Source organism: Roseateles sp. GW821-FHT09G03 (assembly GCF_059416045.1).
In genome coordinates this window covers 291,826-305,176 of sequence record NZ_JBWKOK010000005.1, presented here as the reverse complement: position 1 = coordinate 305,176, position 13,351 = coordinate 291,826, and the positions used below count along the sequence as shown (strand labels likewise).

At 67.1% G+C, this 13,351-nt stretch carries 11 protein-coding genes; 6 read left to right on the top strand and 5 right to left on the bottom strand.

What is annotated here, in order from left to right; all coding sequences use genetic code 11:
- Nucleotides 1-3: 3 nt before the first annotated feature.
- From AC07OZ_RS19910 to AC07OZ_RS19900, 3 genes are read right to left on the bottom strand one after another with little or no spacing between them, the layout of a single operon-like run.
- Nucleotides 4-615, bottom strand: coding sequence for a chromate transporter (locus tag AC07OZ_RS19910; RefSeq protein ID WP_495468815.1), 612 nt, complete (start codon nt 613-615; stop codon nt 4-6).
- On the bottom strand, nt 612-1,256 hold the full coding sequence (locus tag AC07OZ_RS19905; protein WP_495468814.1) for a chromate transporter: 645 nt from the start codon (nt 1,254-1,256) through the stop codon (nt 612-614). Before AC07OZ_RS19905 ends, AC07OZ_RS19910 begins: the two co-directional genes overlap by 4 nt.
- A complete protein-coding gene (locus tag AC07OZ_RS19900) occupies nt 1,253-2,260 on the bottom strand; it encodes a D-2-hydroxyacid dehydrogenase family protein (protein ID WP_495468813.1) in 1,008 nt (335 codons plus the stop codon). Before AC07OZ_RS19900 ends, AC07OZ_RS19905 begins: the two co-directional genes overlap by 4 nt.
- Before the next feature lie 135 nt (nt 2,261-2,395).
- Between AC07OZ_RS19900 and AC07OZ_RS19895 the strand changes: the two genes are divergently transcribed.
- Nucleotides 2,396-2,902: a DUF1993 domain-containing protein gene (locus tag AC07OZ_RS19895; RefSeq protein ID WP_495468812.1), complete on the top strand. Its 507-nt coding sequence runs from the start codon at nt 2,396-2,398 to the stop codon at nt 2,900-2,902.
- Here AC07OZ_RS19895 and AC07OZ_RS19890 read toward each other — a convergent pair whose 3' ends face one another.
- Entirely contained in the window at nt 2,903-3,424 is a 522-nt protein-coding gene (locus AC07OZ_RS19890) for a hypothetical protein (RefSeq protein WP_495468811.1), read from the bottom strand.
- Nucleotides 3,425-3,862: 438 nt separating this feature from the next.
- On the opposite strand from AC07OZ_RS19890, the gene AC07OZ_RS19885 reads away from it, so the two are divergent.
- From AC07OZ_RS19885 to AC07OZ_RS19870, 4 genes are all read left to right on the top strand, one after another.
- Nucleotides 3,863-5,716: an O-linked N-acetylglucosamine transferase, SPINDLY family protein gene (locus AC07OZ_RS19885; protein WP_495468810.1), complete on the top strand. Its 1,854-nt coding sequence runs from the start codon at nt 3,863-3,865 to the stop codon at nt 5,714-5,716.
- Between the two features lie 19 nt (nt 5,717-5,735).
- On the top strand, nt 5,736-8,123 hold the full coding sequence (locus AC07OZ_RS19880) for a type I secretion system permease/ATPase (RefSeq protein WP_495468809.1): 2,388 nt from the start codon (nt 5,736-5,738) through the stop codon (nt 8,121-8,123).
- Between the two features lie 36 nt (nt 8,124-8,159).
- Nucleotides 8,160-9,368: an HlyD family type I secretion periplasmic adaptor subunit gene (locus AC07OZ_RS19875; RefSeq protein ID WP_495468808.1), complete on the top strand. Its 1,209-nt coding sequence runs from the start codon at nt 8,160-8,162 to the stop codon at nt 9,366-9,368.
- Between the two features lie 105 nt (nt 9,369-9,473).
- Nucleotides 9,474-10,892, top strand: coding sequence for a TolC family protein (locus AC07OZ_RS19870; protein ID WP_495468807.1), 1,419 nt, complete (start codon nt 9,474-9,476; stop codon nt 10,890-10,892).
- 85 nt (nt 10,893-10,977) lie between these two features.
- Here the strand turns inward: AC07OZ_RS19870 and AC07OZ_RS19865 are convergent, their stop codons facing one another.
- Nucleotides 10,978-11,934 (bottom strand): PEP-CTERM sorting domain-containing protein, encoded by a 957-nt coding sequence (locus AC07OZ_RS19865; protein ID WP_495468806.1) that lies wholly within the window; start codon nt 11,932-11,934, stop codon nt 10,978-10,980.
- A gap of 371 nt (nt 11,935-12,305) precedes the next feature.
- On the opposite strand from AC07OZ_RS19865, the gene AC07OZ_RS19860 reads away from it, so the two are divergent.
- Nucleotides 12,306-13,187, top strand: coding sequence for a ThiF family adenylyltransferase (locus AC07OZ_RS19860; protein ID WP_495468805.1), 882 nt, complete (start codon nt 12,306-12,308; stop codon nt 13,185-13,187).
- The last annotated feature ends 164 nt before the right edge of the window (nt 13,188-13,351 follow it).

Below are 13,351 nucleotides of genomic sequence, written 5' to 3'. Positions count from 1 at the left end.
TCCTTACACCACGCCGAGCGCCCCCAGCACGCCCCCTGCCAGCACCATCCAGACGATCCCGATCTTGGTTTGCATCGTGAGGACCACGGTCGCGACGATCATCGCGAGCGTCGCCCAGAGATGGGCGGGATCGACGAGGTAGGGCGCGGCCAGCAGCCAGCCCGTCGCGATCATCAGGCCCAGCGTCAGCGGCGCCATGCCGACCGTGAACGCGCGCACCCCGAGGTGCTCGCGGTTGTTGCGCGCCCAGCGCGTGGCCGCGACGACCAGCGTCGTCGACGGCAGCAGGATGCCGGCCATCGCCGCCGCCGCGCCCAGCAGGCCCGACACGTTGAAGCCGAGCACCGCGACGAACAGGATGTTCGGGCCCGGCGCCGCCTGCGCCAGCGCGATCGAACTGGTGAAGCTCTGGTCCGTCAGCCAGTGCCGCTCGTCGACCAGGTAGCGGTGCATGTCCGGCGCGGTCGTGATCGCGCCGCCGATCGACAGCAGCGACAGCATCAGGAAATGCAGCATCAGCGCGCCGAGCTCGGACCAGCTCAAGGTGCCGACCAGCATCTGGGTCCATCCGGCATGAGCACCCACCTGCGCGCCGACCTGCGCCACGGCGCTCATGGGCGGCCCCCCGCGCGGGCGCGCTTGAGCGCGATCAGCGCCAGCGTCATGCCCAGACCGCCGACGCTCAGCACGATCCAGAACAGCGGCAGCTTGAGCCAGACCGTCGCGCCGAAGACCAGCGCCGCGAGCACCAGCCCGGGCCCCAGGCCGATCGGGTTCTTCTTCAGCGAGGGCAGCAGCTTGAAGCCCGTGGCCAGGATCAGCCCGGCCGACACGGCGCCCATGCCGCGCAGCGCGCCGGTCATCCGCGGCGAGGCCAGCCAGGTCGTCGACAAGGCCGCCAGGATCAGCACGATCACGGCCGGGAACAACATCATCCCGGCCAGCGCGACCAGCGCGCCGCGCAGGCCGAAGAAGCGGTCGCCGATCATCAGCGAGATGTTCACGATGTTCGGGCCGGGGAGGACCTGCGCGACGGCGAGCGTCTCGACGAACTCCTCGCGCGTCATCCAGTTCAGGCGCTCGACCAGTTCCCGCTGCGCCACCGCCAGCACGCCGCCGAAGCCCTGCAGCGCCAGCCAGGTGAAGGCCCAGAACAGCTGGGACAGAGACCCGGGTTGCGCGAGGGGGAGCGGGGCGGCGCCCGGCTCGGTGCCTTCAGGGGAAGAGGGCGGCGTGGAGGAGGGCCCGGTGCTCACCGGTGCCCCTTCAGCACATCCGGATTGACGATGTTGGTCGGCTTGTCCGCCATGTAGTTCAGGACGTTGTCGAACGCCGCGTCGAAGTACATCTGGTAGCTGTCCTGCTCGACGTAGCCGATGTGCGGCGTGCACACGGCGTTCTCGAGCCGCAGCAGCGGATGGCCCTGGAGGATGGGCTCCGACTCGAACACGTCGACCGCCGCCATGCCGGGTCGGCCGCGGTTCAGGCCGGACACCAGCGCGCCGTCGGCGACCAGTTCCGCGCGCGAGGTGTTCACGAACAGCGAGGTCGGTTTCATCCGCGCCAGGTCCTCGGCGCTCACGATGCCGGTGGTCTCGTCCGACAGGCGCAGATGCAGCGTCAGCACGTCGGCCTGCTCGAAGAAGGCTTCGCGGCTGTCGGCGGCTTGATGGCCGTCGGCCTGGGCGCGCAGCCGCGAGGCCTCGCTGCCCCAGACCAGCACCTGCATGCCGAAGGCCTTGCCGTAGCCGGCGATCAGCTGGCCGATCTTGCCGTAGCCCCAGATGCCCAGCGTCTTGCCGCGCAGCACCATGCCGAGACCGAAGTTCGGCGGCATCGAGCCGGACTTCAGGCCCGACTGCTGCCACACGCCGTGCTTGAGCGTCGAGATGTACTGCGGCAGACGCCGCATCGCGGCCATGATCAGCGCCCAGGTCAGCTCCGCGGGGGCGATCGGCGAACCGCCGCCTTCGGCCACGGCGATGCCGAGCCGCGTGCAGGCGTCGACATCGATGTGTTTGCCGACGCGGCCGGTCTGCGAGATCAGCTTGAGCTTGGGCAGCTTCTCCAGCAGTTGGCGCGGGAAGTGGGTGCGTTCGCGGATCGTCACCAGCACTTCAGCGTCACGCAGCCGGACCGACAGCTGCCCGATGCCCTTGACGGTGTTGGTGAAGACCTTGGCGTTCAGCGCGTCCAGCTTGGCGGCGCAAGGCAGCTTGCGCACGGCGTCCTGGTAGTCGTCGAGGATGATGATGTTCATAGGCGTGCGGGCTCCGATCCTACTCGCCTGAAACGGTCACCCCAAGGCCATTGGGCGAGCGTCGTGCAACAGATCGGAACAGGCACTAGCATCCCGCCCGCATCGCATCCCCCCATCCCAGACAAGGAGACTCCCATGGACATGTACGCCGCCACCGTGCCGGTGTTCGACCGCATGCTGAGCAACATGCAGACCTGGATCCGCACCGCGCGCGATCACGCCCTCGCCAAGGGCTTCGACGAATCGGTCTATCTGACGCTGCGCCTGGCACCGGACATGCTGCCGCTGCCGCGCCAGGTCCAGATCGCCAGCGATGCCGCCAAGAGCGGCGCCGCCCGACTGGCCGGCATCGAGGTGCCGAGCTGGCCTGACAGCGAAGCCTCGCTGGAAGAACTGATCCAGCGCATCCAGAAGACGCGCGACTTCATCAAGTCGGTCAGCCCCGAGCAGATCAACGGCTCCGAGACCCGTGCGGTCAGCGTGCCGCGCCGCGACAAGGAGCCGCTGCAGTTCCAGGGCCAGGACTTCACCCGCTTCTTCAACTTGCCCAACTTCTTCTTCCACGCCACCACGCTGTACGCGCTGCTGCGCAACGCCGGCGTGCCGCTGGGCAAGATGGATTTCCTGGGCCAGCCCAAGTAATCAGCCGAGCAGGCGGCGCAGCAGGCTCTTGCCCTGCTCGAGCTGCCGGTTGAGCGCGATCAGGCGGGCCTCGGCTTCCGCCTGGTCGAAGCTCCGCGCCACTTCCGTGTAGATCGCCGTCCGCAGGTGCCACAGGTCCTGCGGATGCCGCGCATGGACGATGTGGCGGAGCAGGGCGGTGACGCGCTCCTGCGTGCCCGCGTCGGCATCGACGGCCAGGTCGGTGACGCTGGCTCGGAACGCCAGTCGCAGTCGGGCCATCGTGCGGGCGCTTGCCTGCGGCCGGCGGCCATCGCCGGGCCACAGACGCATCAGGCTCTGGAAGATGGAGTCTCCGCTGCGACGCCGCGTCGGCGCATCGTTCATCGCCGCGCCGCCGGCACTGCCGAGGCGGGCCGCCGGTTCCACCCAGGTCCGGGTGTCCGCCGCGCGCGTTTCGAGATCGTCCAGCTCGAGGGCTTCCACCGCTTCGGCCGCCTCGACGATCTCGTCCCATCGGGAAAGACCAGTGATCGCTTTCATGGGCTGCGTTCTTCTTGTCCTGGTTGATGAACGCGCGTCCCTCGACGTCCCTTTGCGGGCTTGCTCTGTCGCGCGGCGTCCGGGCTCTTGGAGGCCTGGATCGCGAGACGATTGTGGAAGTCGGCCTTGTAACAAGATGCTCGGATAAGGCGGTGACGGCAGCCTCAATTCGTGCTCAAGTTCTCACTCCGGCGGCCGATAACGGGCTGAATGGGCGGTTCGCCGGTGTCCGCGGCACGCCCAGGGCGGAGATTCCAGGCGGGGAAATAGGCGGTCCGCACCGTCCATTTGCCGGGATGCCTCCGGGAGCGCACGGACACAATCCCGTACAGGCGGCCCCTGGGCCCGAGCCGGCGCGCCCGGCCGTGCCCGCCGGACCGTCCCACCGTGCCCAGAAAGCCCGATCACATGGACATCGCCCACCCCAGCATGCCGAACTTGAGCGTTCCCGCCCCGCTGGCCCAGGAATGGGAGCAACTGCTGACCCGTGCCCGCGAGGGCTCGCTCCCGCTGCCGGAGCTGATGGACCGGGGCAATTTCTTCCAGGGCCAGAATCTCGGCGATGCCGCCGCCCATCTGTACGAGACGTGGCTCGCGCATGAAGGCCAACCGCCCGCGGCGCGCCTTGTCGCCCTTTACAACTGGGGCACCGTGCTGGGCAACATCCAGCAGCACGAGCGCGCCGAGCAGGTCTACCGCCAGGCGCTGGCGATCAGCCCGACCTTCGCCCAGGCCCGTCTGAATCTCGGTCACCAACTGGAGCACCTGAGCCGCGTCGACGAGGCGCTCGGCGCCTGGCGCGAGGTGTATGAAGGCACGGGGCCGATGGAGGCCCTCGGCGCCGATCAGACCGGCTTGCGCACCCATGCCTTGAACAACGCGGCCCGGCTGCTCGAACTGCAGCGTCGCTACGACGAGTCCGAAGCGTTGATGGTCCGCAGCCTCACGCTCAATCCGGAGCAGACGGATGTGATGCAGCATTACGTGCATATCCGTCAGAAGCAGTGCAAATGGCCGGTTTATGAGGCGTTCGGCGAAGTTACGCACAACAAGCTGCTCATTGCGACCTCGTTGCTGGCGACTTTGAGCGCCACCGATGACCCCGCGCTGCAGATGGGCGCCGCGCAGCGCTTCGTCCATGAGAAGGTGACGAAGCAGAAGGAGGCCCTCTGGCGCCATCCGGTCTCGGTGGCCGCGCGCCAGCAGGGGAAGCTCAAGATCGGTTATCTCTCCGGCGACCTGTGCATGCACGCCGTCGGCCTGCTGACCGCTGAACTCTACGAACTGCACGATCGCGAGAAGTTCGAGATCCATGCCTTCGATTGGAGCCGCGATGACGGCACCTCGTTGCGCAAGCGCATCCTGATGTCGATGGACAAGGTCTGGCGCCTGAACGCGATGGACGATGCCACCGCCGCCAAGCTGATCGCGCAGGCGGGCATCGACGTGCTGGTCGACCTCCAGGGTCTGACCAGCGGCGCCCGCCCCAACATCCTGTCCCATCGCCCGGCGCCGGTGCAGGTCAGCTACCTGGGCCTGCCGGCGACGTCGCTGCTGCCCGGCGTGGACTGGATCCTGGCGGATCGCTTCACGATGCCGCCGGAATACCTGCCGTACTGCAGCGAAAAGCCCATTTACCTGCCGCATTGCTACCAGGTCAGCGACCGAAAGCGCGAGATCGGCGCCAACCCCACACGCGCGCAGTACGAGTTGCCCGAGGATGCTTTCGTCTTCTGTTCGTTCAACAACAACCACAAGATGAACGCCGAGATGTTCGGCGCCTGGATGCGCATCCTGCAGGGTGTGCCCAACTCGGTGCTGTGGCTGCTGGCGGACAACGAGTGGGCCAAGGCGAACCTGCGGCGCGAAGCCGAGGCTGCCGGCATCGATGCGTCGCGGCTGATCTTCGCCCCGCGCGTGGCGCCGCCGGATTACCTGGCCCGCTTCCAGCTGCCGGACCTGGTGCTGGACACCTTCCCGTACAACGCCGGCACGACCGCCAGCGACTGCCTCTGGATGGGCACGCCCATCCTGACCCGCTCCGGCCGCAGCTACATCTCCCGCATGTGCGGCAGCCTGCTGACAGCCGTCGGCTTGCCGGACCTGATCACCTTCTCGGTCGACGAATACGTCCAGCGCGCGATCCAGATCGGCCTCAATCCGGGCCGTGCGAAGTCCTACAAGCGCTACCTCCGGGACGAAGGCCGCAACAGCGCACTTTTCGACATGCCGGCCATCGTTCGTGACATCGAGCGCGAATTCGAGCAATTGGCACTCGCGCATCGCGGCTGAAACTGAAAAGATTTGATCAATGAACCGGCCGCACGACCCCTTCTTCGACGGTGACCAGCGCGCCCGCGGCCCCGGCCTGCGCCTGGCCGCGGAAGACGGTCAGCGTGCGCCCGGCATCCCGGACGCGCCGCACGATCCGCTCGCGGATCTGGCGCAGCAGCCGGCGGTCGATCCGCTGCTGCAATGCCTGTCCTGGCTGACGCAGCATCATGGCCGCGCCCGTTCGGTCGAATCGCTGCGCGCCGGCGCGCCCGTTGAAGGCGCGCTCAGCCCGGACCAGGCGATCCGCCTGATGCGCGAAGCCGGCTACAACGCCGGCCTGCTGCGCAAGGGCATCGAAGAGATCAACCAGCTGCTGCTGCCGGCGGTGCTGCTGCTCAACGGTGGCGACGCCTGCGTGCTGGTGCGCCGTCTGGACGACGACGGCTCGGGCGCCGTGCGCTACGAGGTCGTGTTCCCCGGTCCCGAGGCCGCCAGCTGCGTTGCCCCGGCCTCCGAGCTGGACCAGGAGTACAGCGGTTTCATCCTCGCGATCGCCCCGCAGGAGGTCTCCCAGGCCAAGCCCATCGCCGGCGCCAAGGACGACACGCCGCTGCTGCAGGCCGACTCGCACTGGCTGTTCGGCACGCTCAAGCGCTTCATCCCGTACTACCGCTCGGCGATGCTCGCCGCGCTGCTGAGCAACGTGCTCATGATGGTCTCGGGTCTGGTGACCTCGGTGATCTACGACAAGGTCATCCCGCATCAGGCCTTCGTCACGCTGTGGACGCTGGCCGTCGGCGCCGGCCTGGCGCTGGTCTTCGACCTCTTCGCGCGCCAGTTGCGCGCGCACCTGATCGACCTCGCCGGCCGCAAGACCGACCTGATCGTCGGTGCCAAGCTGTTCCGCCAGACGCTGGGCGTCCGGATGGAACACCGCCCTGCATCCGCCGGCTCCTATGCGCACTACCTGGCACAGGTGGAAGTCGTGCGCGACTTCTTCACCTCGGCCACGATGTCGGTGCTGACGGACCTGCCGTTCGTGGTGCTCTTCGTGGCGATGACCTTCATCATCGGCGGCCCGCTGGGCTGGGTGCTGATGGCGGCGATCCCGCTGATGCTGCTGATGAGCTTCGGCATCCAGGGCTACCTGCGCCGCGCGATGCGCACCAACATGACCGAGGCGGCCGACCTGCACGGCACGCTGGTCGAGGCGCTGGAAGGCCTCGAGGACCTGAAGACCACCGGTGCCGAAGGCCGCTTCCTGCGTCGTTACGAGCACAGCACCGCCATCGTCGCCGAGTCCGCGCTCAAGGCCCGCACGATGGCCAGCTGGAGCATGAACATCTCGATGACCATGCAGCAGGGCATCAACCTCGTGATGCTGGTCTGGGGCGTGTACCTGATCAACGAGAGCGTGATCAGCGCCGGCGCACTGATCGGCGCGGTCATGTTCGCGGGCCGCGCCACGGTGCCGCTGAACAGCCTCGTGAGCCTGGCGACCCGCTACCAGGGCGCCCGGGCGGCGATGCTGTCGCTGAACTCCGTGATGAGCGCGCCGGTGGAGCGCGACTCCACCCGCAACTACGTGCCGCTGAACCAGATCACCGGCCGCATCGGCCTGAACGACATCGGCTTCTCGTACCCGGCGCAGGGCGATGCGCAATCGCCGAAGGTGCTGCGCAACGTCACCATGCGCGTGCAACCGGGCGAGCGGCTTGCGATCCTGGGTCGCATCGGCAGCGGCAAGTCGACCGTGCTGCGCATGCTGGCCGGCCTGTATCAGCCGACCGAAGGCCATGTGGAGATCGACGGCATCGACCTGCGCCAGGTCGATCCGGCGGAGTTCCGCAGCAAGGTCGGTTTCGTGTCGCAGGAGCCGCGTCTGTTCCACGGCACGCTGCGCGACAACGTCCTGATGGGCCGGCACGTCGATGCGCAGCGGCTGGTCGAGGTCGCCAAGCTCACGGGCCTGGATCGCGTCGTCGCCGGTCACCCGATGGGCTGGGACCTGCCGGTGGGCGAGATGGGGTCGCTGCTGTCCGGCGGTCAGCGCCAGCTGGTGGCGCTCGCGCGCAGCCTGGTCACCAAGCCGCAGATCCTGCTGATGGACGAGCCGACCAGCTCGATGGATGCGCAGTCCGAGATCGCCTTCCTCCGTCAACTGCGCGATGCCGCCGGCGACTGCACGCTGATCATGGTCACGCACCGTCCGGCGGTGTTGGAGCTGGTGTCGCGCATCGTCGTCGTCGACACCGGCCGCCTCGTCATGGACGGTCCGCGCGACCAGGTCCTGGCGGCGCTCTCCGGCGCCCGCCCGCCTGGCCAGCCGCAACAGCAGCAGCCTCAACCGGGCCAGCAGCCGCAGGCCGCACCGGTTCACGTCCATCCGGCGGCGCAGGCGGTGAACCGCGCGGCGTCGGTGTGATGTCCGTCCGACATCCGATCTGAAGTCCTCCCTCCCATGTCGCAGTCCCGCACCCTCAGCCGCGAAGAAGGCCTGTTCGTCGGCAGCGTCCAGTCGGCGCTGATCGACGAGCCGCTGCCGCGCGCCGTCTGGGCGCTCTACCTGATGGCGGCGATCCTCCTGGTCGGCTTGGCCTGGTCGTCGATCGCCACGGTCGACGAGGTCACCCGCAGCGATGCGCGCATCGTGCCCGACGGCAAGGAACAGGTCATCGCCAGCCTCGAGTCCGGCACGCTGGGCAAGCTGCTGGTCCACGAAGGCGAGGAAGTGGAGGCCGGCGAGGCGCTGGCCGAACTGGATCCGACCCGCGCCGAGGCCGCCGAGAACGAAAGCCAGGCCAAGCGCCTGGGGCTGATGGCGCAGGTCGCCCGGCTGCGCGCTGAAGCGCTGGGCGTGCCGCTGAAGTTCGCTGACGAGGTCAAGGGGGTGCAGCGTCTGGTCGACAGCGAGACCGAGGTCTTCGAGACCCGCCGTCGCGTCCTCGAGGAGGCCACCGCCAGCATCAATCGCAGCATCGGGCTGCTCGCCACCGAGCAGAAGATGGCGCAGGACATGGCGTCCAAGGGCCTGATGTCCAACGTCGAGGTGATGCGCGTCACGCGCCAGGTCAACGAGCTGCAGCAGCAGCGCAATGAGCGCATCAGCCGATTCCGCCAGGACGCCAGCACCGAGCTGTCTAAGGCGCAGACCGATCTCGCGCAGCTCGACGAACAGCTGGTCGTGCGCCGCGACGCGGTCACGCGCTCGGTGCTGAAGTCGCCGGTCAAGGGCCTGGTCAAGAACATCAAGATGAATACCGTGGGCGGCGTCATCACGTCCGGCACGCCGATCATGGAGATCGTTCCCATCGGCCCGCGCATCCTGATCGAGGCGCGCATCAAGCCCAAGGACATCGGCTACATCCAGGTCGGGCAGACGGCCATCGTCAAGCTCAACGGCTACGACTTCAATGTCAACGGCGGCCTGCACGGCAAGATCGAGTACGTCAGCCCCGACGCCCTCGGCGAGACCGAGAAGAACAACGAAGGCACCTACTACCGCGTCCTGATCACGGCCGAGCGCAACACGCTGCGCGCCAAGGGCGAGCCGCTGCCGGTCATTCCCGGCATGACGGCGATGGTGGACATCCGTACCGGCGAGCGCTCCGTGCTGAGCTACCTGCTGCGTCCGATGCTGAAGTCCAAGGAAGCGCTGCGAGAGCGCTGAGCCAGGGCCGAAACAGTCCGGTTGCGCGCCGCTTATCGGCGCTTCGATTTCCCGCTGGAATGGTCCAGTAGAGGCCATGGGAAATTGCTTGCAGTACGCGTGACCATGACCGAAACCACTCGGCGCCGGAGCCTGCGGCGCGCCTCCATCTCCTCCTTCCGCCTGAGCGCCGGCGCGGCTGTCGTCATGACGGCGCTCTGCGCTTTCAGCGCGCCCGCCTGGGCGCAGGATCCGCCACCCAGCCGCTGTTCCGACGAGCGCACGCTGCCGCCCGCGCAGCTGTCCGCCAGGGACTCGGCGCTGCTGGATGTCGGCGATTCCGATCCGCGCGCGCAGCTGCAGGACCTGGTCAACCGCTCGCTTGCCCGCAGCAAGGCGCTGGGCGCGACGCGGCTGCTCACGCAGGCGGCCGAAGCCGACTACGAGGAAGCCAAGTCGCAGCGCCTGCCGACGGTGACGATGGGCATCACGGCCGGCCACACCGGCACCGTCGTGCCGGGCAACGGCTCGATCGACAACTCCAGCGGGCTGCAGGGTCGCGGCTCGCTGAGCGTGACCGCGCCGATCTACGACTCAGGCCGCATCACCAAGCTCACCGAATGGCGCTCCCAGCTGCTCGAGGCCGCGCGCTACGGGCAGTCGAGCGCCGAGGAACAAGTCGCCCTCCAGACCGTGTCGCTGGCGCTGGACCGTGGCCGCTATCAATTGCAGGCGCAGGTCTACAGCCAGTACGTGCGCAAGATGTCGTGCCTGGTCGAGGCCCTGGAGATCATCACCAAGGCCGACCGGGGCCGCGCCAGCGAGCTGGTGCAGGCACAGAAGAGCCTGCAGCAGGCCGATCTGTCGTACGAGCAGACGACGTCGGCGCTGCGTCAGACCGAGGTGCGCCTGAAGCGCTTCGTCGGCGACGAACTGCCGCGCGGCGCGGCGATGAGTTCCGTCCTCGCGCGTCTGCCCGATCTCAACGAGATGCTGGCCGACATCCTGGTCTCGCCCGATGTGTCGGCCGCCGCAGCCCAGGCGCAGGCGCAGCGCAGCTATGCGGAATCGGTGCGCGCCGGGCAGCAGCCCAGCGTGAGCCTGCTGGTCAGCGGCAATTCGACGATCGGCCAGGCGCGGCAGACCGACTGGATCGGCGGCGTGACGGTCAACATCCCGATCGTGCAGCCGGGCGCGGACTCGGCGCTGACTTCGGCGCGGCGGCGCGCCCAGGCCGCATCGCTGCAACGCGACGAGACCATCGAGGCCAAGCGCTATCGCGTGCTGGAGATGTATGAGGCGGCGTCCTCGTCGCTGGACCGCTCGCGCCGGCTGGTCGACATCCTGCGCAGCAGCGAGCGCGTCCGCGGCTTCACGCTGCAGCAGTGGCAGCAACTCGGCAAGCGATCGCTGTTCGACGTGATGGGCGCGGAGAGCGACTACTACTCGAACCGCATCGCGCACGTGAACGCGCTCTACGACGCCCAGCAGGTCGTGGCGATCATCTGGTCGCAAGGGCGCGGCGTTGTGACACCGCTGCGCTGAGCGCGGTTCACCCGCCCTGCAGACGTGCTCTGACCAAAGAAAAAAGCCGCCCCGAGGGGCGGCTTTCTCATTCGGGAAACCCGAATTACTTGCGCAGGGCGCGGCGGCGTTGGGCGAAGCCCACACCGGCCAGGGCCAGGCCGACCAGGGCCAGCGTGCCAGGTTCCGGCACGTTGATCACCAGCGAACCGTCCAGCGTCGATTGACGGATCAGGGCGCTGCCGGAGTTGTAGAGCTGGTTCGGGGTCGGGATCGGAGGATCGACGTTGGTGTCGAGCACCCAGCTCACCGAGATGCTGTTGTTCAGCCAGTTGCTGTACAGCGAGCCCAGACCTTCGCCGGAGTTGAAGAAGTTCTGGATGAAGGTGTCGCCGCCAGCGTAGCTGTAGTCGACATAGCCTTCGACGTTCAGGTTGGTCAGCTGGATGTCCGAACCCGTGACGATCAGGCGCAGCACTTCCTTGCCGTTGTTCGGATCGGTCGCGGCGCTCTGGTAGAACACGCTGAAGACGCCGCTGTTGTAGGACACGAAGTCCGACACGCCGTCGCCGTTGGAGTCCACCGTCTTGCCGACGATCTGGTACGAGTAGGTCAGGCCCCAGGCGCCGCCCAGGCCGCCGACGTTGCCGAAGCCGTAGGCCGGGAAGCCCACGCCACCGACGAAGCCGTTCAGGTCGCTCGGGTTGACCGGGTTGTTCAGCGAATCGATGTTGGTCTGTGCCGGCGCGTTCGGATAGTTGAACGAAGCGGAACCGCCCGACAGCGTGGTGTGCGTGCCGGCCGAGAAGCCGTAGAAATTCATCACCGACGGAATGTTGGTGTCGATCACCGTGGTGCCGGGGGTAGCCGGGGAACCCAGGTAGATCGAGGTCGCCAGCGTCCCGCTGTAACCCAGCTGGTCGAACACCGTGGTGTTCGTCGAGCCGTTGGGCTCGGGAACGAAGTCCTGCCCGGTGTTGATGTACAGCGGCGCTGCCATCGCCGGCAACGTCGCGGCTGCCAGCGTCATCGCTGCCAGTGCGAGCTTTGCTTGCTTGAACATGTGTCTCTCCTTGAGGATGCGTCTTGCCAGAAGCACGTTAGGAAGCGGCACGTGCCGGCTTCTTGGCGGACATCAAAGCGAGTACCGTGCCAGCACACTTTCTTCTTGGAAAATCAATGACTTAACATTCGGATGCGGGAATCTTCGACGGGTCCTGTCAAGTTTTTCGACAGCGGTCCGGCCCGCATATCGGGGGGTGTCCAAGGGGTGTCGAGGAGGGCGGGGGTGGGGTGGGGCGCTTTCGCACCAACGATCCGGCGAGCCTTTTCCGCCCTTTGCCGTCATCGCGTCGGCGCATACTCGCTGCCTGCGCCGCGAGGATCGATTCCGCGCGATCCGGCGATGGCGCGATTCGAATAAAGGGAGACCCCATGACGCGAGACACCCCTTCCGGTTTTGTCTTCGATTACGACCGCGCGTTCTCGCGCAATATTGGCTGGGTCACGAAAGACGAGCAGCAGCGCTTGCGTCGGGCCCGCGTGGCGGTGGCCGGATTGGGCGGCGTCGGCGGTGCGCATGTGCTGACCCTCTCGCGTCTGGGGATCGCCAATTTCAATATCGCCGACTTCGATGAGTTCGATGTCCACAACATGAATCGACAGGCGGCCGCATTCATGTCGTCGATGGGGCGTCCGAAGATCGACATGGTCTCGGAAATGGCGCACGACATCAACCCTGAGAGCGATATCCGCCTGTTTCGCGAGGGTGTCACCGACGCCAACCTCGACGACTTCCTGAAAGGCGTGGACGTGTATGTCGACAGCCTCGACTTCTTCGTCCTCGAAGTGCGGCGCAAGGTTTTCCGCCGCTGTCGTGAGCTGGGCATTCCCGCGATGACCGCCGCACCTCTGGGCATGGGCACCGCCTTCCTGTACTTCAGTCCGACCGGGATGAGTTTCGAAGACTATTTCCAGGTCGACGGCCGCGACCACGAGGAGCAATATGCACGCTTCATCGCCGGGGTATCTCCGGCGATGCTCAGCCGCGAGTATCTGGTCGCGCCCGAGGCCGTGAACTTCAAGGAGAAGCGCGGCCCCTCCACCGGCATGGCCTGCGAATTGTGCGCGGGCCTGATGGGAACCAGCGTGCTGAAGCTGCTGCTGAATCGCGGGCCGTTGCGCGCCGCGCCGTGGGGAATGCATTTCGACGCTTATCGCGGTCGTCTCAAGCATACCTGGCGCCCCTGGGGGAATGCCCATCCGCTGCAGCGCCTGCTGATTGCGCTGATCAAGCCGGTGCTGCGAGGAAAATAGCTTTCGTCGCCGCGCGTTCGAGGGTTTTCCACGAGGCTTTCCGGAGGTTCCCGACGAGGTTTTCCAGGCGGGCTCGTGCCGAGTTGTTTCGGGGTTGTATCCGGCCGGTTCCCGGGGTGAGTCCGCTAGCACGGAATTGGATCACGCCAGGGAGGGATCGCCCT

Bases quoted from the DNA above. Each gene is read 5' to 3' on its own strand.
- AC07OZ_RS19910 (WP_495468815.1), bottom strand. From the start codon at position 615: ATGAGCGCCGTGGCGCAGGTCGGCGCGCAGGTGGGTGCTCATGCCGGA.
- AC07OZ_RS19900 (WP_495468813.1), bottom strand. From the start codon at position 2,260: ATGAACATCATCATCCTCGACGACTACCAGGACGCCGTGCGCAAGCTG.
- AC07OZ_RS19895 (WP_495468812.1), top strand. From the start codon at position 2,396: ATGGACATGTACGCCGCCACCGTGCCGGTGTTCGACCGCATGCTGAGC.
- AC07OZ_RS19890 (WP_495468811.1), bottom strand. From the start codon at position 3,424: ATGAAAGCGATCACTGGTCTTTCCCGATGGGACGAGATCGTCGAGGCG.
- AC07OZ_RS19880 (WP_495468809.1), top strand. From the start codon at position 5,736: ATGAACCGGCCGCACGACCCCTTCTTCGACGGTGACCAGCGCGCCCGC.
- AC07OZ_RS19875 (WP_495468808.1), top strand. From the start codon at position 8,160: ATGTCGCAGTCCCGCACCCTCAGCCGCGAAGAAGGCCTGTTCGTCGGC.
- AC07OZ_RS19870 (WP_495468807.1), top strand. From the start codon at position 9,474: ATGACCGAAACCACTCGGCGCCGGAGCCTGCGGCGCGCCTCCATCTCC.
- AC07OZ_RS19865 (WP_495468806.1), bottom strand. From the start codon at position 11,934: ATGTTCAAGCAAGCAAAGCTCGCACTGGCAGCGATGACGCTGGCAGCC.
- AC07OZ_RS19860 (WP_495468805.1), top strand. From the start codon at position 12,306: ATGACGCGAGACACCCCTTCCGGTTTTGTCTTCGATTACGACCGCGCG.